This window comes from Microbacterium sp. LTA6 (assembly GCF_045690355.1).
Taxonomy (GTDB): domain Bacteria; phylum Actinomycetota; class Actinomycetes; order Actinomycetales; family Microbacteriaceae; genus Microbacterium.
Genome location: NZ_CP147855.1, coordinates 2,269,996 through 2,289,546 on the forward strand (window position 1 = coordinate 2,269,996; position 19,551 = coordinate 2,289,546).

A 19,551-nucleotide genomic window follows, 5' to 3' on the forward strand; every position below is an offset into this window, starting at 1 on the left:
GATGACAGCGCAGGAGTATCTCGACCGGACGGATGCAGCGCCGGCACCACGGACGCTGATCGACGTGCTGCGGGAGACCGCACGGCGGTTTCCTGAGGCCTCAGCGCTGGAGGATGCCGCCGGTGCGCTCAGCTACTCCGAGCTGCTCGCCAGCGTGTGGCGCACCGCCACCCGGCTGAGCGTGCAGGGTGTGCGTCGTGGCGACCGCGTCGGGGTGCGAATGCCGTCGGGGGATCGCGAGCTCTACCTCGCGATCCTCGGGATCATGGCGGTCGGCGCCGCCTACGTTCCGGTCGACGCCGACGATCCGCAGGAGCGCGCGGATCTCGTCTTCGGTGAGGCCGGTGTTCGCGGCGTCATCACCGGAAAGGGCGAGTACGGAGCACGCCACGACGAATCGCGAGCCGAGCCCGCAGCATCCGGCGGCCTGTTCGACGGCGCCGATCCGCATCCGAGTTCGAGCCTGACCGCCACGGTGCCGCCGCCGACCCTCGAGGATGACGCCTGGATCATCTTCACCTCGGGTTCGACAGGCGTGCCGAAGGGCGTCGCCGTCAGCCACCGTTCGGCCGCGGCGTTCGTCGACGCCGAGGCGCGCCTCTTCCTGCAGGACGCACCGCTCGGTCCTGGCGACCGCGTGCTCGCCGGCCTGTCGGTCGCGTTCGACGCCTCCTGCGAGGAGATGTGGCTCGCCTGGCGGCACGGCGCGTGCCTGGTGCCCGCTCCGCGTGCGCTGGTGCGCTCGGGCGAAGACCTCGGCCCGTGGCTGCTCGGGCATGGGATCACGGTCGTCTCGACCGTGCCGACCCTCGCCGCGCTGTGGCCGCAGGACGCGATCGAGAACGTCAGACTGCTGATCTTCGGCGGCGAGGCATGCCCGCCGGAACTCGTCTCCCGGCTCGTCGCCGAGGGGCGCGAGGTCTGGAACACCTACGGCCCGACCGAAGCCACCGTCGTCGCCTGCGCGGCTCTCCTCGACGGCACGGGCCCGGTGCGCATCGGTCTTCCGCTCGATGGCTGGTCTCTCGCCGTGGTCGACGCCGATGATCAACCGGTCGCCGATGGCGAAGTCGGCGAGCTCATCATCGGGGGAGTGGGTCTCGCCCGCTATCTCGACCCGGTCAAGGACGCCGAGAAGTACGCGCCGATGCCCTCTCTCGGCTGGGACCGGGCGTACCGCTCCGGTGACCTCGTGCGCGCAGACACGGCCGGGCTCCTCTTCCAGGGGCGGGCGGATGACCAGGTGAAGGTCGGCGGGCGGCGCATCGAACTTGGTGAGGTCGAGTCCGCTCTGCAGGCGCTGACGGCTGTCTCCGCGGCGACCGTCGTGGTCCAGCGATCCGAGGGTGGAGTGTCGCTGCTCGTCGGCTATGTCGTCCCGACCGATGGCTTCGATCGGCAGGTCGCTCGGGCCGAACTCGCGGAGACGCTCCCCGCACCCCTGATCCCGCTCCTCGCCGTGATGGACGACCTCCCGGTGCGCACCTCCGGCAAGGTCGACAAGGCAGCGCTCCCGTGGCCGCTCGTCGACACGGACGCCGCGGACTCCACCCTCTCCGGCACGCAGGCGTGGCTCGCCGAGCAGTGGGTCACCGTGCTCGGCATCCGTCCCACCGACGAGAAGGCCGACTTCTTCCAGCTGGGCGGCGGGTCGCTGGCCGCTGCGCAGCTGGTCTCCCGCATCCGGGCTCGCGCCCCGGAATTCACGATGGCAGACGTCTACGATCTGCCGCGTCTCAAGCAGATGGCGGATGCGGTCGACGCGGCGTCGTCCGACGAAGACCCTTCCGATTCGTTCAGCAGGGCACGCCCGACCCCGCGGGTCATGCAGTGGGTGCAGACCATCGCGGGGGTCCCGCTGTTCATTCTCGCGGGTCTTCGCTGGGTCACCTGGCTGCTCACCGCGAGCTGGCTCCTGCGCCTCGTTCCCGGCTTCGACTTCCTGCCCACCGCGCCGGTGTGGGTCATCGCCGGTGGCCTCCTGCTCTTCGTCACGCCATGGGGCCGGATGGCGGTCTCCGCCGGGCTCGCCCGCCTGCTCCTCCTCGGGTTGGAGCCCGGCGACTATCCGCGGGGCGGCGGCGTGCATCTGCGTCTCTGGCTGGCCGAGCAGGTCGCCCACCAGATCGATCCGGTGGGTCTGGCTGGGGCGCCGTGGGTCTCGTACTACGCCAGGGCGCTGGGCGCCAAGATCGGCCCGAACGTCGATCTGCACACGCTTCCTCCGGTGACCGGCATGCTCGATGTCGCCGAGGGGGCGGCCATCGAGCCCGAAGTCGACCTCACCGGGTACTGGATCGATGGCGACACGGTCCGAGTCGGCGGCATCCGCATCGGCGCGAACGCCACCATCGGCTCGCGCAGCACCCTCGCGCCGGGTACCAGGATCGGCCGCGGTGCCGAGATCGCGCCTGGCTCCGCCGTCTTCGGCCGGGTGCGCGCCGGACAGCGCTGGGCAGGGTCGCCGGCGGCACGCGTCGGCGGCACCTCGAAGCCGCTCGCCCCGGCGCGCCCGCCCGCGCGCCGCCGCTGGCTGTGGGCGTACGGGCTCTCCTCCGCTGCGCTGGGCCTCCTGCACTTCGGCGCCTTCGGCGTTGGGGCGCTCGTCATCGCGCAGGGAATCCGGGGTGCGACGTCGCTGGCTTCCGCGATTCCCGGCGCATTGTTCTGGCTGATTCCGGCTGTCCTCGCAACCGGCGTCACCTTCGCCGGCGCGGTGCTGCTCTTCACCCGGCTGCTCTCGATCGGACTGACCGAGGGAGTGCATCCCGTTCGCGGGCGGGTCGCCTGGCAGGCATGGACGGTGGAACGCCTGCTGGATTCGGCGCGCACGCTGCTGTTCCCGATCTACGCCAGCCTGTTCACCCCGATCTGGCTCCGGATGCTGGGGGCACGCGTGGGCCGCGAGGTCGAGGCATCCACCGTCCTCCTCCTGCCGTCGATGACCACGATCGACGACGGCGCGTTCCTCGCCGACGACACGATGGTCGCCACGTACGAACTCAAGGGCGGGTGGATGCGGCTCGCGCACGCCAGGATCGGCAAGCGGGCATTCCTCGGCAACTCCGGCATGGCCGGCCCCGGGCATCGGGTTCCGAAAGACGGTCTCGTCGCCGTGCTGTCGGTGGCTCCGGAGAAGTCGAAGCCGGGTTCGTCCTGGCTCGGATCTCCCGCTGTGCGCCTGCGCCGGGTCGTGAACGACTCCGATCTGAGCCGCACCTACAAGCCCCGCACGTCTCTGCGCGTGGCGCGGGCGCTCTGGGAGGCGTGCCGCCTCATCGCGGTGTTCGTCACGTGCGGGCTGGGCCTGGCCGTCTTCTTCGTACTCGCGGCACTCATCGACAGCTGGGGGCTCGTGGCCGCCGGAGTGCTCTCCGGCTTCGTGATGCTGCTCGCCGGTGCTGTCGCTGCTGCCGTCTCGACGATCGCGAAATGGGCGTTCGTCGGGCGGATCCGCCCCGGCGAGCATCCGCTCTGGTCGAGTTTCGTGTGGCGCACCGAGGTCGCCGACACGTTCACCGAGATGGTCGCCGCGCCGTGGTTCGCCAACGCGGCCGCCGGTACGCCGGCGCTAGCGCTGTGGCTGCGCTCGCTCGGCGCGAAGATCGGTCGCGGCGTCTGGACCGACAGCTACTGGCTGCCCGAACCCGATCTGGTGACTCTCGGCGACGGGTCGACGGTGAACCGCGGATGTGTGGTTCAGACGCATCTGTTCCATGATCGAGTGATGAGCACCGACACCGTGACACTCGAAGCTGGCGCCACGCTCGGGCCGCACAGTGTGATCCTGCCTGCGGCGACCATCGGCGGCAACGCCACGGTCGGCCCGGCCTCACTCGTCATGCGCGGGGAATCGGTGCCGATCGGCAGCCGATGGAGCGGCAATCCCATCGGCCCCTGGCGTGCGGTGAAGGTGCGCGCGTACCAGGCGGACCACTCATGACCGGCGACCCGTACACACCCCAGTCCGGTGATGCGAACCTCGACGTCGAGCACTACGACCTGACGCTCGATTACAAGGTGAGCACGAACCGCCTGGCCGGCGTCGCGGTGATCCGCGGGCGGGTCATCGCATCCACCTCGTCGCTGTCCTTCGACCTCGTCGGCATCCGGGCGAGCAAGGTGCTCGTCGATGGTCGACGACCCGCATCCGTCCATCAGAGCGATCGCAAGCTGCGCATCTCGCTGGCTGGTCCGCTGGCGGCGGGTGCGGAGTTCACTGCAAGCGTCACGTATGCCGGTGCGCCTCGACCCCGGCGATCGCGCTGGGGAACGATCGGTTGGGAAGAACTCGAAGACGGCGTGCTCGTCGCTTCCCAGCCCACCGGAGCTCCGACCTGGTTCCCCTGCAACGACGTGCCGTCCGACCGGGCGACCTACGTGCTGAAGGTCACCACTGACTCGGCGTACACGGTCGCATCCGGGGGGAGCGCTTCGCGAGCGGTGCGCGGCGGCAAGACGACCTGGACGTTCGAGCGGGCTGCTCCGACACCGACGTACCTCGTCACCCTCCAGATCGGCAGATACACGACCGAGGTGCTCGACCTGGGGAAGACGAAGGGCGAGGTGCACTACCCGCGCCCGCTCGCGAGCAGGGTCCACGCGGACCTCGCCGACCTGCCGCGGATGATGGCGGTGTTCGAGGAGTCGTTCGGTGCCTACCCGCTCCCGGACTACACCGTCGTCGTCACTCCGGATGACTTGGAGATTCCGCTCGAGGCGCAGGGGATGGGCATCTTCGGCGCCAACCATGTCGACGGTGCCGGCGGATCCGAACGTCTCATCGCGCATGAGCTCGCACATCAGTGGTTCGGCAACGGCGTCGGGTTGACCCGGTGGCGCGACATCTGGCTCAACGAGGGTTTCGCCTGCTACGCCGAGTGGATCTGGTCCGAGCGATCCGGCGGACCGAGCGCGCACGCCAAGGCGCTCGCCCACCACTCCCGGCTCGCGACGCTTCCGCAGGATCTCGTGCTCGGCGATCCGGGACCGGATCTGATGTTCGACGATCGCATCTACAAGCGCGGCGCGCTGACGCTCCATGCGCTGCGGCTCACGGTCGGAGACGTGCTCTTCTTCGAGATCCTGCACCGATGGACGACACGGTTCCACGGGAAGACAGTGACGACGACGGATTTCCGGGTACTGGCTGAAGAAGTGACGGGCCGACCGCTCGCCGCGCTGCTCCACGCATGGCTCGAGGCGGAAGCGCTCCCTGCGCTGCCGGCGACGGCGCTGTCGGTGGAGCCTGCTCCGGTCACGGGGATGGTGCCGCAGCAGCCGATATCACCGCAACGCTGACGACGAAGCCGGCAGGTCCCGGCGCCGGTGCTGCTTCGACCGGAGCATCTCGCCCCGGCATCCGCACCGCGAGTCCGCCGGGGAGCACCTCGGGGACGACGTCTTCGAAGCGCACGTCGGATGGCGGCACCTGCAGGCCCCGGCCGTCTGCCTTCAGCGCCGCCTCGATCAGCGTCCACCCGCGCAGCGTCGGGGGCGGGTGCGGGGCGAACAGGGGCGTGAGGTCGGCGAGGGCGGTGTGCTCGGATGAGATCACCCGTTCGATGTCGACGCCGATCGCCGATATCCCGTCCAGCCGGGCGGCGGCCGCGACGACCATGTCGCCGGCGTAACTGACGCTCACACCGAACCGATCGCCGAGCACGCGGGGACGACCGTGATCTCCTCCGCAGCGCTCGCAGACGCTGGAGATGCGGATGCCGTCCAGCGGGGTGAGGGCGGAGAGAACGTCCGCCAGCAGCGCACGGCCGGTGGCGAATCGGGTGGCGCGAACCGGGTCCATGGCCCTGTGCCGACGCTGCTGGGACTCGCCGAACTGTGCGACCGCCTCTCCGGAGCGCGTGGCGACGTCGGTCCAGGCGAGCCGGACCGGGCCGATCGTGCTCCGTTCGACGGTCATCCTCCCAGCGTAGGTCGCGGGCGCTGCCGCCGATCCGCACCCCGCTGCATTGTCAACGCCCGATCCCGGCGACGCAGGCACGCCTAGACTGGAGGGGTGGTGAGACTGTTGATCATCGGCGGCGTCCTCGCCGCCGTGTTCTGGGTGTTCAGTGTCGTCGACTGCGCAGTGCAGCCGGCGACGCGGCACCGTGGCGTGTCCAAGGCCGCATGGCTGGCGATCGTCGTCCTCATCCCGGTCATCGGCGGCATCCTCTGGTTCGTGATCGGCCGTCGCCGCGCGAACGACAACGGCGCGGTCGTCTACATCCCGCCGGATGACGACCCCGCGTTCCTGCGCAGCATCAACAAGACCGAGCAGGATGCCCGCATCCAGCAGCTCGAGGAAGACCTCGCGCGCCTGAACGACGAGACCGACGAGGGCCCGACGCCGGAACCGCGCCCGTGACTTCGTCGCCCGCGACGGATGCTGCGGCATCCTTGATCGCGGACCTCATCGGGCACGGCGTCCGCGATCTCGTGCTCTCACCCGGCTCGCGCTCGCAGTCGCTGGCCCTCGCCGCCATGCACTTCGCCCGCGAGGGCACCCTGCGGGTGCACGTCCGCATCGACGAACGAGTCGCCGGGTTCACCGCGCTGGGCATCGCGCGCGAGACCGGAGTTCCGGTCGCCGTGCTCTGTACATCGGGGACGGCGGTGGCGAACCTGCTGCCGGCCGTGATGGAGGCGTTCCACGCCGGCGTTCCGCTGCTCCTGCTCACCGCCGATCGGCCACCCGAGCTGCGCCGGGTCGGGGCGAACCAGGCCACGATTCAGCCCGGCATCTTCGACCCGTGGGTGCGGACGGCGATCGATGCCGCGGTTCCCGGCGACGGGGAGTGGACCGGATTGGCCGGGCTGGCGGTCGCCGCCGCGATGGGGGCGTCGGTCGAGAACGGGCTCCCCGGTGTCGCCGGCCCCGTGCACCTCAATCTCCCCTCGCGGGAGCCGCTGTCCGGCGTCCTGCCCGAGATCGAGGTCTCGCCGGGGCAGGCTCCCCGACCGCCAGCGGAAGAGCCGCTGTTGCTCGATCGCGGTCCGCGTACCGTCGTCATCGCCGGTGCCGACGCGGGGCCAGATGCCGAGGAGATCGCGCACACCGGGTCCTGGCCGCTGATCGCAGAGGTCGTCAGCGGAGCGCGGTACGGCCGTCAAGTCGTGCACGGCTATCGAGCGCTGCTGAGCGACGACGACCTGGGCGGACGAATCGAGCGGGCCGTCGTCTTCGGGCATCCCACGCTCAGCCGCGAGGTCGCGCGCCTGCTCTCCCGATCCGACGTCGACGTCATCGCGATTCGTCGCGGGGGCGAGGCGATGAATCTCAACCACCGCACGCGCGCAGCCGCGTCCGTCTCGATCGAGGACGGGGCGCCGGATCGCCCCTGGCTCGGTGCGTGGCTGGAAGCCTCGGCCGCGGCAGCCGTCGACCTCAGCGAGCGGGCACCCGACCAGGACGGCCTCGCGTCGGCCGACTTCGCCACCCGCCGTGATGCGGTGAAAGCCGAACTCGACGCCGTGCGGCGCCCGCTCGATCGGGAACTTCTCGTCGACGCGGTGTGGCGGGCGACCTGGCCGCATGACCGGCTCGTGTTCGGATCCTCGCGACTCGTGCGCGTCGCCGACGCCGTCCTCGGCGGCAAGAAGGTGCCCGTGCACGCCAATCGCGGGCTCGCCGGCATCGACGGCACGATCGCGACGGCGACGGGCATCGCCCTCGCCAGTCAGGCCGACGGAGCGCCCGGCGTCACGCGGGTACTGCTCGGCGATCTCGCTTTCCTGCATGACGTCGGCGCGCTGCTGCTGCCACCGGACGAGGCCGAGCCGCGTCTGCAGGTGATCGTCGGAAACGACGGCGGCGGCACGATCTTCGACGGACTCGAAGTGGCGGCATCCGCGCCTCGCGCCGACCTCGACCGTGCGTTCTACACTCCGCATACGGTGCGCCTGGAGAATCTCGCCCTCGCCTACGGCTGGGAGTACCAGCGCGTGACAACCCGGACGGCGCTGGATCAGGTGCTGACGACCCCGTACGGCGGTCGCCAGCTCATCGAGGTCCCCCTGGCCCGCTGAGCAATTCCCCTGCGGGACTGCCGCATCGCGACGGTATTCGGCAGGATGAGGTCATGACTGCGCACAGCTGGACGACAGAGCCCGCCGACATCCTCCGCGTGGGTGAGGGCTTCCAGCTCGCCGATGTCGATCCGGACAGCACGCCGGGATTCGACGGCGACAAGGTTCGAGGCAAGAAAGAACTCGCGGCGCGGGTCACGGAGCTCGATGCTCTGCAGGAGCGGTTGTTCGCCGAGAGCCGCGTCGGCGCGACGACGGATGCCGTGCTGCTGGTGCTGCAGGCGATGGACTCCGCGGGCAAAGGCGGCATCGTCCGGCACGTCGTCGGGGGAGTTGACCCGCAGGGGGTGCTGCTCACGGCGTTCAAGGCACCGAGCGATGAAGAGCGGGCGCACGACTTCCTCTGGCGCATCGAGAAGCGCCTGCCGGCGCACGGATTCATCGGCGTCTTCGATCGCTCGCACTACGAGGACGTACTCATCGGCCGCGTCCGCGCCCTCGCTCCCGACGAAGAGATCGAACGCCGATACGAGGCGATCAACGACTTCGAGGCACGCGTGGCGGCATCCGGAACGCGCATCATCAAAGTCATGCTGCACATCTCACCGGATGAGCAGAAGGAACGGTTGATGGAGAGACTCGACCGTCCGGACAAGCACTGGAAGTACAACCCGGGCGACGTCGACGAACGGATGCGGTGGTCGGACTACATGGCGGCATACCAGACCGTCTTCGAACGGACGGCGACGGATGCTGCGCCGTGGTTCGTCGTGCCGGCGAACCACAAGTGGTACGCACGCCTCGCGGTGCAGGAGCTGCTGCTCAGCGCGTTGCAGGACATCGACCCGCAGTGGCCCGTCGCCGACTACGACGTCAAGGCAGAGAAGAAGCGCCTCGCCGCCAGCTGACCGCGCCGGTCCATGATTCCACTCTCTCCCCGGTCGTTGAGCGAGCGGAGCGAGTCGAAACGTGCCCAACCGGCGTCTGACGTTGGATAAGCGCGTTTCGTCTCGTCGCTGCGCTCCTCGCTCAACGACCGAGAGTTGCCGGTCAGGCCAGGGCGTCGACGAGCGGTCGGAACTTCACCCGGGTCTCCAGCAGCTCCGTCTCCGGGTCCGAGCCCGCGACGATTCCCGCCCCGGCGTACGCCGTGACGCCGATCGCGTCGCCATCGTCGCCGGTGTCGAACTGGGCGCAGCGCAGCGCGATCGCCCATTCGCCGTTGCCCGCGGCATCCACCCACCCGACCGGTCCGGCGTAGCGCCCGCGGTCGAAGGGCTCGAGCTCCCGGATCGCCTGGATCGCCGCTGCGGTCGGCGTGCCGGCGACGGCAGCGGTGGGATGCAGTGCGCCGACCAGGTCGAGGGCCGACTCGCCGTCCGACAGCTCGCCCTCCACGTCGGTCGCGAGGTGGAACAGGTTCGGCAGCTTCAGCAGGAAGGGCTGCTCGCTCGCGGCCAGAGCGCGGGTGTGCGGGCGGAGTGAGGCGAGCACACTCTGCACGGCGTACTGGTGCTCGTCGAGGTCTTTGTCGCTGGAGGCGAGGGATGCCGAGACAGCCGTGTCGGCATCCGCGTCGGCACCGCGGCCGATCGTGCCGGCGAGCACCCGGGCGGTGATCGTGCCGTTCTTCACGGTGACGAGGGTCTCGGGGCTTGCGCCGATGAGGCCGTCGACGGCGAACGTCCAGGTGTCGGGATACTCGGTCGCGAGCGCCCGCACCAGTCGGCGGAGGTCCGAGCCCCTCGGGATCGAGCCGGTGAGGTCCCGCGCGAGCACGACCTTGCTCAGCTCGCCGGCCGTGATGCGTGCGAGAGCCTGACGCACCGACTCCTGGTAATCCTGCGGAGTCTGCAGACCGGGGCCGACCGTGCCCGCCCAGTGCGGGCCGTAGGTGCGAAGGCCCTGGTCCGCCACGAACTCGCCGGCGGACGAGCGGACCCGCGTGCGCCAGAAGCGCCCGCGGTGCCGGCCGAAGAGCAACGAGGGCACGACCAGCACGCTGTCGGCGGTGGAGTCCTCGTCGAACGCGAACGCGCCGAAGGCCACGAGTCCGGACCCGGGCAGGCCGACGGGGTCGTCGATCTGAGCGGATGCCGCGGCATCCCGCCAGGCTTCGGCGATCAGTTGCGAACGGGGAGCGCCGGAGTCCGCCGGAACGCGGATCACGAGCGGGGATGCGGAGCCCGCGGCGACGATCCCGTCGCCGCGGCGAAGCCAGGCGAGCGGACGGGCAGGGTCCGCGAAGGCGAGGAGGTCCTCGACCGGATCGATCTCCCGTGTCTCCACGACCAGGTGAGTGGTGTTCACGCGTCCAGCCTATTCCGCCGCGGTGAGTCGACTTGCCGAGATGCCTAGAGTGAAACCATGAGTGCACGTCGTCCCGAGCCCGGTTCCGAGATGATCATGCAGTGGCGCAAATGGGACGGCTCGGCGCACTGGCGGCACGAGTGCGTGTACCTCGGCTCCGACGAGTGGGGGGACTGGCTCGGGCAGCCGACCGGCTGGCGCAGTGCCCGCCCCGGGGCATCCTTCATCGCGGCCACCCCGAATGTCACCCTGGTGCCCGCAGCCGGAGACTTCGCCCTCACCGTCAATCGCGATCACCCCAAGCGGATGCGAATCTACATCGACCTCGGCTGGGACATCCGCTGGTCGGATGATCCGCTGCTCGTCACGGGGATCGACATGGATCTCGACGTCGTGCGCGTCGAAGGAGAGCGGGGCACCTGGGTCGATGACCGTGACGAATGGGCGGAGCACAGCATCCGCTACGGATACCCGGCCGAGGTCATGACGCACCTCGAGGCGCTCGCGCTCGACCTCGAGGAGCGCGTCCGTGCGCAGCATCCGCCCTTCGGCGATGCGGTCCCCGACGTCTGGCTCGACCGTCTCGAAGCTCTCGCACTGGCACCGACGCCTAAACTCGACCTATGACCCCGAACGAGCCCAATCGCCCGGACCTCGGCAAGGACCCCGCCCGCGTCAGTGCGATGTTCGACCAGGTCGCGGCGGGCTACGACCGCACCAATATCGCGATGACGTTCGGCAATGACGCGCTCTGGCGTGCCGCGACGACCCGCGCTGTCGCGCCGAAGCCGGGGGAGCGCATCCTCGACCTCGGCGCCGGAACCGCATCGTCGTCCGCGTCTCTCGCTCGCAGCGGAGCCGATGTCGTCGCCGCTGATTTCTCGCCGGGGATGCTCGCCGAGGCGAAGCGCCGCCACGGCAGCATGCGCAATCTCTCCTTCGTCGAGGCCGACGCGACGAACCTCCCGTTCGGTGACGCCGAGTTCGACGCCGTGACGATGTCGTATGCACTGCGGAACGTGAACGACCCGAAGAAGGCTCTCGCCGAGCTGTTGCGGGTGACGAAGCCCGGTGGCCGACTGGTCATCAACGAGTTCTCCACGCCTCCCGGCAAGCTGTTCCGCTTCGCCTACCGCGTCTACAACGACCAGGTGCTGCCGCGGGTCGCCCGCGTCGCCGGCACCAACGGCGAGGCCTACGACTACCTCAACGAGTCGATCCGCGAGTGGCCGGACCAGAAGAAGTTCTCCGGGTGGATCCGCGAGGCGGGCTGGACGAACGTCGCGTACCGCAACCTCGCCATGGGAATCGTGGCTCTGCACCGTGCCACGAAGCCCGCGTAGGAACCGCGCGCAAACGGTGCACGCGACGAAGGTAGGCTGAGAGACGTGACTTCGAGCCCCGCCGCCCCGGGTTCGCGCCTGGCGAGCCGACTCGGCTTCAGCGACCGCGTGTTCATCGGTCGTGCCGCCCGCCGCGTGGCCCACACGATCGAGACCGGCCTCGAACTGGTCGAGACGGGTCTCGCTGAAGACCTCCGCGTCGCGGACTCCCTGGCGGATGCCGCCAGCCGCTATCTCTACGAGGCGGGTGGCAAGCGCATCCGCCCCGTGCTCACGCTGCTGGCCGCGCAGCTCGGCGACGGCAACACCGACGCCGTGATCGACATCGCCAAGGCGCTGGAGATGACGCACCTCGGCTCGCTCTATCACGACGACGTCATGGACGGCGCGGATCGTCGTCGCGGCGTACCGGCGGCGCACGCCGTATGGGGCAACAGCGTCGCCATCCTCACGGGTGACATCCTCTTCTCCCGCGCCAGCCAGCTCATGGCCAGGCACGGCGATCGCGCGATCCGGCTGCAGGCCGACACCTTCGAACGTCTGGTGCTCGGTCAGATGCACGAGACCATCGGCGCGCAGCCCGATGACGATCCGATCGCCTTCTACATCCAGGTGCTCGCGGACAAGACCGGTTCGCTGATCGCCGCCGCGACGCAGGCCGGCGTGATCTTCTCGAACGCGCCGTCCGAGTTCGAAGAGCCGATGCGCGTCTACGGCGAGAAGATCGGCGTCGCCTTCCAGCTTCTCGACGATGTGATCGACCTGTCCGCGAAGCCCGAGGACACCGGCAAGGTCCCAGGCACCGACCTGCGCGCAGGTGTGCCGACCATGCCGTATCTGCTGTTGAAGGCCGAGTCGGATGCCGCTGCCGGTGCTCTCGCCACGCGCATCGACGAGGGCGTCGCCCTGATCGCCGACGGCGCGGATGCCGCGATTCTCGACGGCCCGCTGGCGGAACTGCGCGATCATGCGGTGACGCAGAAGACGCTCGAGCTCGCCCACACCTGGACCAGGGATGCGGTCGCGGCCCTCGAACCGCTGCCTCAGGGCCCGGTGCGCGATGCGCTCACCCGATTCGCCGAAACTCTCGCAGAGCGCTCGAGCTGAACGCGGCTGCTGACGAAAGGATCCCCATGACCAAGCTCAGGCTGGCCATCGTCGGGGCGGGACCGGCAGGCATCTATGCCGCCGACATCCTGCTCAAGGCCGAGCGCAAGTTCGACGTCTCCATCGATCTCTTCGAGCAGCTTCCGGCGCCGTACGGCCTGGTGCGCTACGGCGTCGCCCCCGATCACCCCCGGATCAAGGGCATCATCAACGCCCTTCGCGACGTGCTCGACCGTGGCGACATCCGGATCTTCGGCAACGTCCGCTTCGGTACGGACATCGACCTGGAAGACCTCAAGAAGCACTACAACGCCGTCATCTTCGCGACCGGCGCGATCCGGGACACGTCGATGGACATCCCCGGAGTAGACGCGGTCGCCTCCTACGGCGCCGCGGACTACGTCAGCTGGTTCGACGGCCACCCCGATGTGCCGCGCGAGTGGCCGCTGGATGCCGAGTCGGTCGCCGTGATCGGCAACGGCAACGTCGCCCTCGACGTCGCCCGGATGCTGGCCAAGCACGCCGAAGACCTGCTCGTCACCGAGGTTCCGGCCAACGTCTACGAGGGACTCAAGGCGAGTCGGGTCACCGACGTGCACGTCTTCGGACGTCGTGGCCCCGCACAGGTGAAGTTCACCCCGCTGGAGCTGCGCGAGCTCGGCGAGCTGCGCGACGTCGACATGGTCGTCTACGACGAGGACTTCGACTACGACGAGGCTTCGAAGGATGCTGTCGCCAGCAACAAGCAGGTCATGGTCATCGACCGCGTCCTGCAGTCGTGGCGCAAGCGCGATTCGGTGAACAACGCCGGTGGCACGGCATCCCGTCGCCTGCACCTGCACTTCTGGGCGCGTCCAGTCGAGATCCGCACGGATGAAGACGGCCGGGTCGCCGCACTCGTCTACGAGCGCACGCAGCCCGATGATGAGGGCGCTGCCGTCGGAACCGGCGAGATGCGTGAGGTTCCGATCCAAGCCCTGTACCGGGCCATCGGCTACTTCGGATCCCCGCTTCCCGGTGTGCCCTTCGACAAGAAGCACGGCGTCATCCCGAACCGCGAGGGACAGGTGCTCGCCAAGGACTCCAACCAGCGTGTGCCCGGCATCTACGCGACCGGCTGGATCAAGCGCGGACCGGTCGGACTGATCGGCCACACCAAGTCCGACGCGATGGAGACCGTCCGTCACATCATCAACGACCAGGGCTCCTGGTGGCACCCGGAGGAGCCGTCGGAGGCGGCGATCCCGGCACTGCTGGCGGAGCGTGGCGTGCAGTGGACCGACCTTCAGGGCTGGCATCGCCTCGACGAGCACGAGGTCGCCCTGGGGGCACCCGAGGAGCGGGCGCGCGTCAAGGTCGTACCGCGCGACGAGATGGTGCGCATCTCTCGCGGCGAGTAGCGCGCCGCGGCCTGAGCGTCAGCCGGACGAAGGACGGCTAGCCTGGCGGCATGGCCGATTGGATTCCGGATGTGCTCGGGGACGAGTTCGAGCAGTTGACGCTCGAACTCGACGACGACACCGAAGGGCCGGTCGTCGCGACGCTCGTGCGTGCGCTGCCGGTCGAGGCGACCTGGTGGCAGCGCCTGCAGGGGCAGCGACGTCTGCTCGACGGTGTCGACGTGCTGTACGTGCACGGCTGGTCCGACTACTTCTTCCAGAAGACACTCGCTCGGTTCTGGACATCACGCGGTGCCCGCTTCTTCGCCCTCGACCTGCGCAAGTACGGCCGCAGCCTGCGCGACGGTCAGACGCCGGGATACATCGCCGACCTCGCCACCTACGACGAGGACATCGCGGCGGCGCTGGAAGCCATGGGACGCGGGACGGATGCCGGGGCATCCGGTCGTCGACTGGTGCTGTTCGGGCACTCGACCGGGGGGTTGATCCTGAGCCTGTGGGCATCTCGCCATCGCGGAGTCGCCGACGCCGTGATCCTGAACAGTCCGTGGCTGGAGTTCCAGATCGCACCGGCGAGGGCGGCCATCGCGCCGATGGTCGAGCTGCAGGCGCGGCTGCGTCCACTCGACGTCGCACCCCAGGTCGATCTCGGCTTCTACACCCGTGCGCAGCAGGAGGTCGCCGACCCGGATGACCCGATGGACGTGAATCCGCTGTGGCGCCCTGCGCAGACGATGGCCGTGCACGCCGGATGGCTGCATGCGATCCTCAGCGGGCACAAGGCGGTCGACGCCGGTCTCGCGATCGACGCTCCGGTCTGCACGCTGCTCTCGGCGCGCAGCGCGACGCCGACGCGGTGGTCAGAAGATCTCACCTCGGCCGACACCGTGCTCGTCGTCGACGACATCGCGCGAGCCGCGCTCAAGCTCGGGTCTTCGGTCACGGTGGAGCGTATCGATGGCGCGCTGCACGACGTGTTCCTCTCCCGGCGTGATGCGAGGCAAGACGCCTACGTCCGGCTCGATCGTTGGGCGAAGGGGTGGGTCGCCGCTCGTCGCTAGCCTGCGCGGCTGAGGAGACCCGATACGATGCGCATGAGTTCCTCGGCGGAACCGGACGGCAGGAGCATGCGATGACGATGACCGACACCTCGACGCGACCGATCAGAACCCGCGCGACCGTTTTCGCGATTCTGAGACTCGCCGTCGTCGCCCTCGTGGTGACCGCGATCGTCGCGACCTTCTTCGACACGGCGACCCGGGCCACGATCAACCCGTTCAACTTCTTCGGGTTCTTCACCATGCAGAGCAACATCATCACCGCTGTCGTGCTGCTGCTCGCGGCCGTGGCAACCCTCACCGGACGCACGCAGAAGCCGGGGCTCGTGCTCGCGCGCGCGTGCGCGACGACCTACATCGTGGTCGTGGGCATCGTCTACAACACTCTGCTCACCGGCCTGGAAGGCGGTGTCTCGCTGGAATGGGCGAACTGGGTGCTCCACGTCGCGTTCCCGATCTACGCCGCGGTCGACTGGGTCTTCTTCGGCGATCGCGCAGCTCTGCCGTGGAAGCAGCTCTGGGTCGCGCTGATCTACCCGGCGGTCTGGATCGCCGTGGTCCTCATCCGTGGAGCGACCGACGGCTGGGTGCCCTACCCGTTCCTCGACCCGGCCACCGGCTATGGGACCGTCGCGATCTACTGCGTCGCGATCCTCGTCGTGATCATCGTGGTGGCGGCGCTCGTCTTCGCCGTCAGCCGGATGCGCAAGGCGAAGCCCTAGCGCGTCGTCACCGGCTGACTCGGGGTCAGCGGTAGTTGATGAACTGGAGGTCGACGTCGAGATCCGCGCCCTTGAGCAGCGAGATCACGGCCTGCAGATCGTCGCGGCTCTTGGACTGCACGCGCAGCTCGTCGCCCTGGATCTGGCTCTTCACGCCCTTGGGGCCTTCGTCGCGGATCAGCTTGCCGATCTTCTTCGCGTTCTCGGAGGAGATGCCGTCTTTCATCGTCGAGACGATGCGGAACTCCTTGCCGCTGGCGAAGGGGTCACCGGACTCGAGGCTCTTCAGCGAGATCCCGCGCTTGATGAGCTTCGTCTGGAACACGTCGAGGACGGCCTTGGCGCGCTCCTCGGTGTTCGCGATGATCAGGATCGATTCGCCGCTCCACGCGATGGACGCGCCGGTTCCCTTGAAGTCGTAGCGCTGCTCGATCTCCTTGCGGGCCTGATTCAGGGCGTTCTCTGCCTCTTGGTGGTCCACTTTCGAGACGATGTCAAAGGAGCTGTCAGCCATGCCCCCATTCTACCGATCAGCGGGCGCAACGGAATTTTGGAAGCGCTTGCACAGCCCGGGCGCCCAGCAGCTGGGTCACGGATCGATATCGACGCCCATCGGGCGTTGCTTCTCTGTCGACTTTCATTGCATACTGTAAGCGCTTGCAGTAAACGCAGGCTTCCAGCATTGAGAGAGGCATACACCAATGAAGGTGAACAAGAGGGGCATCGTCGCCTTCGGCGCCATTGCCATGATTTCGACTCTGACGCTCGCCGGTTGCTCGACCGGATCCAGCGACGACGGCGCATCCGACGGAGACAAGGCCAGCGCGCTGACCGTCTGGGTCGACGCCGAGCGCGTGGACGCGCTGCAGGGCGCCGCGGACGCGTACGAGGAGAAGACCGGTGTCAAGGTCGAACTCGTCGGCAAGAGCGTCGATGACATGAAGGACGACTTCATCCAGCAGGTTCCGACCGGCAAGGGCCCCGACGTGGTCATGGGAGCGCACGACTGGCTGGGCGAACTGTCCACGAACGGCGTTGTCGCTCCGCTCGAGCTCGGCGACTCCGCATCCGACTACCTGCCTGTCGCTGTGCAGGCAGCCACGTACGACGGAACCGTCTACATGCTCCCCTACGCCGTCGAGAACATCGCGGTGCTCCGCAACGCGGACCTCGTCCCCGCGGCAGCGACCAGCTTCGATGACATGATCTCGAAGGGCAAGTTCGTCGTCGAGCAGGGCGCCGAGGGCAACCCGTACCACCTCTACCCCTTCCAGACGGCTTTCGGTGCTCCGGTCTTCGGCACGGACGAGTCCGGCAGCTACGACTCCGCTGACCTGCAGCTCGGCAGCGAGGGTGGCACGGCCTTCGCCAGCTGGCTCGCAGCTCAGGGTGCGGCAGGCACGCTGAACACCGATGTCGACGGTGAGATCGCCAAGCAGCAGTTCCTCGACGGCACGGCGGCTTTCTGGCTGACCGGCCCGTGGAACGTCGGCGCAGCAGTCGACGCCGGCATCAACGTGGCGATCGACCCCGTGCCGAGCCCGACCAGCGAGGCGGCCTCGCCGTTCGCCGGCGTGAAGGGCTTCTTCGTCAGCGCCGAGTCCAAGAACAAGGTCGCCGCGAACGACTTCCTCGTCAACTACATCGGCACCGAGGACGTCCAGCTCGAGCTGTTCAAGGCCGGCAACGTCCTGCCCGCGCTGACGGCTGCGGCCGACTCCGCGGCATCCGACCCGATCATCGCCGGCTTCCAGTCCGTCGGCGCCGACGCCGTCCCGATGCCGGCCATCCCCGCGATGGGTTCGGTCTGGCAGTTCTGGGGCGTCGCAGAGGCAGCGATCATCAACGGCTCCGACCCGGCGACGACGTGGCAGAAGCTCGTCGACGACGTGACGGCCGCCATCAAGTAACGGTTCCACCACCCCTGCCGGGGCGGGCGATCATCGCCCGCCCCGGCAGAACCACGACGGGGACGAGATGACAGACACCACTGAGACCACGGCGCCTCCCACCAAGAGGCAGCGCCAGGCCGCACAGATCGCCGAGGCCGCATCCGGTCCGATCGGCTGGATGCTGCTGAAGATCCTGCTGCTGGCGGTCGTCGACGCGATCGCTCTCTACGCGGTCTTCGTCCTCTTCGGCCACCAGGAATGGGTGCTCCTCGGCCTCGTCGTCGCCGTCACCGTCCTGGTCAACTACATCTACTTCTCGCGCAAGCGCGTGCCGGCGAAGTACCTCACGCCCGGCATCATCTTCCTGCTGATCTTCCAGGTGTTCACGCTCGTCTACACGGGCTACATCGGCTTCACGAACTACGGCACCGGGCACAACGGCACCAAGGATCAGGCGATCTCCGCGCTCCTCGCCAAGTCTCAGGAGCGCGTCGAGGACTCGCCGACCTACCCGGTCAAGGTCGTCGAGCAGTTCGGCACCTACGGTCTTCTCGCCACCGACCCGGAAACGGGTGACGCTCTGCTCGGTACCAACGAGCAGCCTCTCCAGGAAGTCGACGCCGAATTCGAAGGCGGGCAGGCCGTCTCCGTCGACGGCTGGACCACCCTGCCGCTCGCGACCGTCTTCACCCTCTCCGAGGAGCTGGAGAACCTCGCGGTGCCGTTCAGCGACGACCCCAACGACGGCAGCCTCCGAGCGGCAGACGGGCAGAAGGGCAACCTCTACGTCTCGACGCTCGAGTACGACGCGGATGCGGACACCATCACCGACACCAGTGACGACGTCGTGTACTCCGACGTCGGGTCCGGGGCATTCACCGCCGAAGACGGCACCGAGATGCTTCCCGGCTGGCAGACCACCGTCGGTTTCGACAACTTCGTCCGCGCCGTGACTGACGAGTCGATTCGTGGACCACTCATCTCGGTGACGGTCTGGACCTTTGTCTTCGCGCTGCTCTCCGTGGCGACCACGTTCTTCCTCGGCCTCCTGCTCGCGCTGGTGTTCAACAACACGCGGATGCGATTCCGCAACGGATACCGGATCATCATGATCCTTCCCTATGCGTTCCCGGCGTTCCTCTCCGCCCTCGTCTGGGCCGGCATGATGAACGAGAGCTTCGGCTTCATCAATCAGGTCATCTTCGGGGGAGCGCAGATCCCGTGGCTCACCGACCCGGCCCTGGCCAAGGTGTCTGTGCTGCTCGTGAACCTGTGGCTCGGCTTCCCGTACATGTTCCTCGTCTGCATGGGCGCGCTGCAGGGCATCCCCGAGGATGTGAACGAGGCGGCCGTCATGGACGGCGCCAACCCGTGGCAGGTCTTCCGTCGCATCAAGCTGCCGCTGCTGCTGGTGACGGTCGCACCGCTGCTGATCTCGTCGTTCGCGTTCAACTTCAACAACTTCAACCTGATCTACATGCTCACCAAGGGCGGGCCGCGCTTCGAGGACGTGAGCATCCCGGTCGGGCACACCGACATCCTGATCTCGATGGTCTACAAGGTGGCCTTCACCGGCCAGAATCGCGACTACGGTCTGGCCTCCGCCTTCACCATCCTGATCTTCATCGTGGTGGCGACGATCTCGGTCATCAGTTTCCGCAAGACCAAGGCCCTCGAGGAGCTGAACTGAT

The 19,551-nt window shown here is 68.4% G+C and carries 16 protein-coding genes; 13 read left to right on the top strand and 3 right to left on the bottom strand.

Annotated elements, in window-relative coordinates; all coding sequences use genetic code 11:
• The first annotated feature begins 1 nt into the window (after position 1).
• Both LTA6_RS10585 and LTA6_RS10590 read left to right on the top strand, forming a co-directional pair.
• Positions 2 to 3,943, top strand: a complete 3,942-nt coding sequence (locus tag LTA6_RS10585) for a Pls/PosA family non-ribosomal peptide synthetase (RefSeq protein ID WP_407357806.1) — start codon at positions 2 to 4, stop codon at positions 3,941 to 3,943.
• Positions 3,940 to 5,301 (top strand): M1 family metallopeptidase, encoded by a 1,362-nt coding sequence (locus LTA6_RS10590; RefSeq protein ID WP_341973723.1) that lies wholly within the window; start codon positions 3,940 to 3,942, stop codon positions 5,299 to 5,301. Before LTA6_RS10585 ends, LTA6_RS10590 begins: the two co-directional genes overlap by 4 nt.
• Here LTA6_RS10590 and LTA6_RS10595 read toward each other — a convergent pair.
• Positions 5,258 to 5,920, bottom strand: a complete 663-nt coding sequence (locus LTA6_RS10595; RefSeq protein WP_341973724.1) for a hypothetical protein — start codon at positions 5,918 to 5,920, stop codon at positions 5,258 to 5,260. The two genes, LTA6_RS10590 and LTA6_RS10595, sit on opposite strands and share 44 nt — an antisense overlap.
• A 96-nt stretch (positions 5,921 to 6,016) precedes the next feature.
• Between LTA6_RS10595 and LTA6_RS10600 the strand changes: the two genes are divergently transcribed.
• The 3 genes from LTA6_RS10600 to LTA6_RS10610 are packed head-to-tail and all read left to right on the top strand — an operon-like array spanning position 6,017 to position 8,936.
• Positions 6,017 to 6,367, top strand: coding sequence for a PLD nuclease N-terminal domain-containing protein (locus LTA6_RS10600; RefSeq protein WP_341973725.1), 351 nt, complete (start codon positions 6,017 to 6,019; stop codon positions 6,365 to 6,367).
• Positions 6,364 to 8,028 (top strand): 2-succinyl-5-enolpyruvyl-6-hydroxy-3-cyclohexene-1-carboxylic-acid synthase, encoded by a 1,665-nt coding sequence (gene menD, locus LTA6_RS10605; protein ID WP_407357807.1) that lies wholly within the window; start codon positions 6,364 to 6,366, stop codon positions 8,026 to 8,028. The genes LTA6_RS10600 and menD overlap by 4 nt, the downstream gene beginning before the upstream one ends.
• A 53-nt stretch (positions 8,029 to 8,081) precedes the next feature.
• Complete coding sequence (locus LTA6_RS10610; RefSeq protein ID WP_407357808.1) at positions 8,082 to 8,936, top strand: polyphosphate kinase 2 family protein; 855 nt, start codon at positions 8,082 to 8,084, stop codon at positions 8,934 to 8,936.
• 142 nt (positions 8,937 to 9,078) lie between these two features.
• Here the strand turns inward: LTA6_RS10610 and LTA6_RS10615 are convergent, their stop codons facing one another.
• Entirely contained in the window at positions 9,079 to 10,338 is a 1,260-nt protein-coding gene (locus LTA6_RS10615; RefSeq protein WP_341973728.1) for an isochorismate synthase, read from the bottom strand.
• A 57-nt stretch (positions 10,339 to 10,395) separates the two neighbouring features.
• Between LTA6_RS10615 and LTA6_RS10620 the strand changes: the two genes are divergently transcribed.
• The 6 genes from LTA6_RS10620 to LTA6_RS10645 all read left to right on the top strand — a co-directional run bounded on the left by LTA6_RS10620 (position 10,396) and on the right by LTA6_RS10645 (position 15,968).
• On the top strand, positions 10,396 to 10,965 hold the full coding sequence (locus tag LTA6_RS10620; RefSeq protein ID WP_341973729.1) for a hypothetical protein: 570 nt from the start codon (positions 10,396 to 10,398) through the stop codon (positions 10,963 to 10,965).
• Positions 10,962 to 11,681: a ubiquinone/menaquinone biosynthesis methyltransferase gene (locus tag LTA6_RS10625; protein WP_341973730.1), complete on the top strand. Its 720-nt coding sequence runs from the start codon at positions 10,962 to 10,964 to the stop codon at positions 11,679 to 11,681. Before LTA6_RS10620 ends, LTA6_RS10625 begins: the two co-directional genes overlap by 4 nt.
• A 45-nt stretch (positions 11,682 to 11,726) precedes the next feature.
• Positions 11,727 to 12,788 (top strand): polyprenyl synthetase family protein, encoded by a 1,062-nt coding sequence (locus tag LTA6_RS10630; protein ID WP_341973731.1) that lies wholly within the window; start codon positions 11,727 to 11,729, stop codon positions 12,786 to 12,788.
• 26 nt (positions 12,789 to 12,814) lie between these two features.
• Positions 12,815 to 14,188 carry an FAD-dependent oxidoreductase gene (locus LTA6_RS10635; protein ID WP_341973732.1) on the top strand — a complete coding sequence of 458 codons (1,374 nt, stop codon included), beginning with the start codon at positions 12,815 to 12,817 and terminating at the stop codon, positions 14,186 to 14,188.
• Between the two features lie 50 nt (positions 14,189 to 14,238).
• Positions 14,239 to 15,249, top strand: coding sequence for an alpha/beta hydrolase (locus tag LTA6_RS10640; protein ID WP_341973733.1), 1,011 nt, complete (start codon positions 14,239 to 14,241; stop codon positions 15,247 to 15,249).
• 71 nt (positions 15,250 to 15,320) lie between these two features.
• On the top strand, positions 15,321 to 15,968 hold the full coding sequence (locus tag LTA6_RS10645) for a Pr6Pr family membrane protein (RefSeq protein WP_341973734.1): 648 nt from the start codon (positions 15,321 to 15,323) through the stop codon (positions 15,966 to 15,968).
• A 25-nt stretch (positions 15,969 to 15,993) separates the two neighbouring features.
• Here LTA6_RS10645 and LTA6_RS10650 read toward each other — a convergent pair whose 3' ends face one another.
• Positions 15,994 to 16,482, bottom strand: a complete 489-nt coding sequence (locus LTA6_RS10650) for a YajQ family cyclic di-GMP-binding protein (RefSeq protein ID WP_341973735.1) — start codon at positions 16,480 to 16,482, stop codon at positions 15,994 to 15,996.
• Between the two features lie 187 nt (positions 16,483 to 16,669).
• On the opposite strand from LTA6_RS10650, the gene LTA6_RS10655 reads away from it, so the two are divergent.
• Together LTA6_RS10655 and LTA6_RS10660 are read left to right on the top strand one after the other, a co-directional pair.
• Positions 16,670 to 17,878, top strand: a complete 1,209-nt coding sequence (locus LTA6_RS10655; RefSeq protein ID WP_341973736.1) for a maltose ABC transporter substrate-binding protein — start codon at positions 16,670 to 16,672, stop codon at positions 17,876 to 17,878.
• A gap of 67 nt (positions 17,879 to 17,945) precedes the next feature.
• Positions 17,946 to 19,550: an ABC transporter permease subunit gene (locus LTA6_RS10660; RefSeq protein WP_341973737.1), complete on the top strand. Its 1,605-nt coding sequence runs from the start codon at positions 17,946 to 17,948 to the stop codon at positions 19,548 to 19,550.
• The last annotated feature ends 1 nt before the right edge of the window (position 19,551 follow it).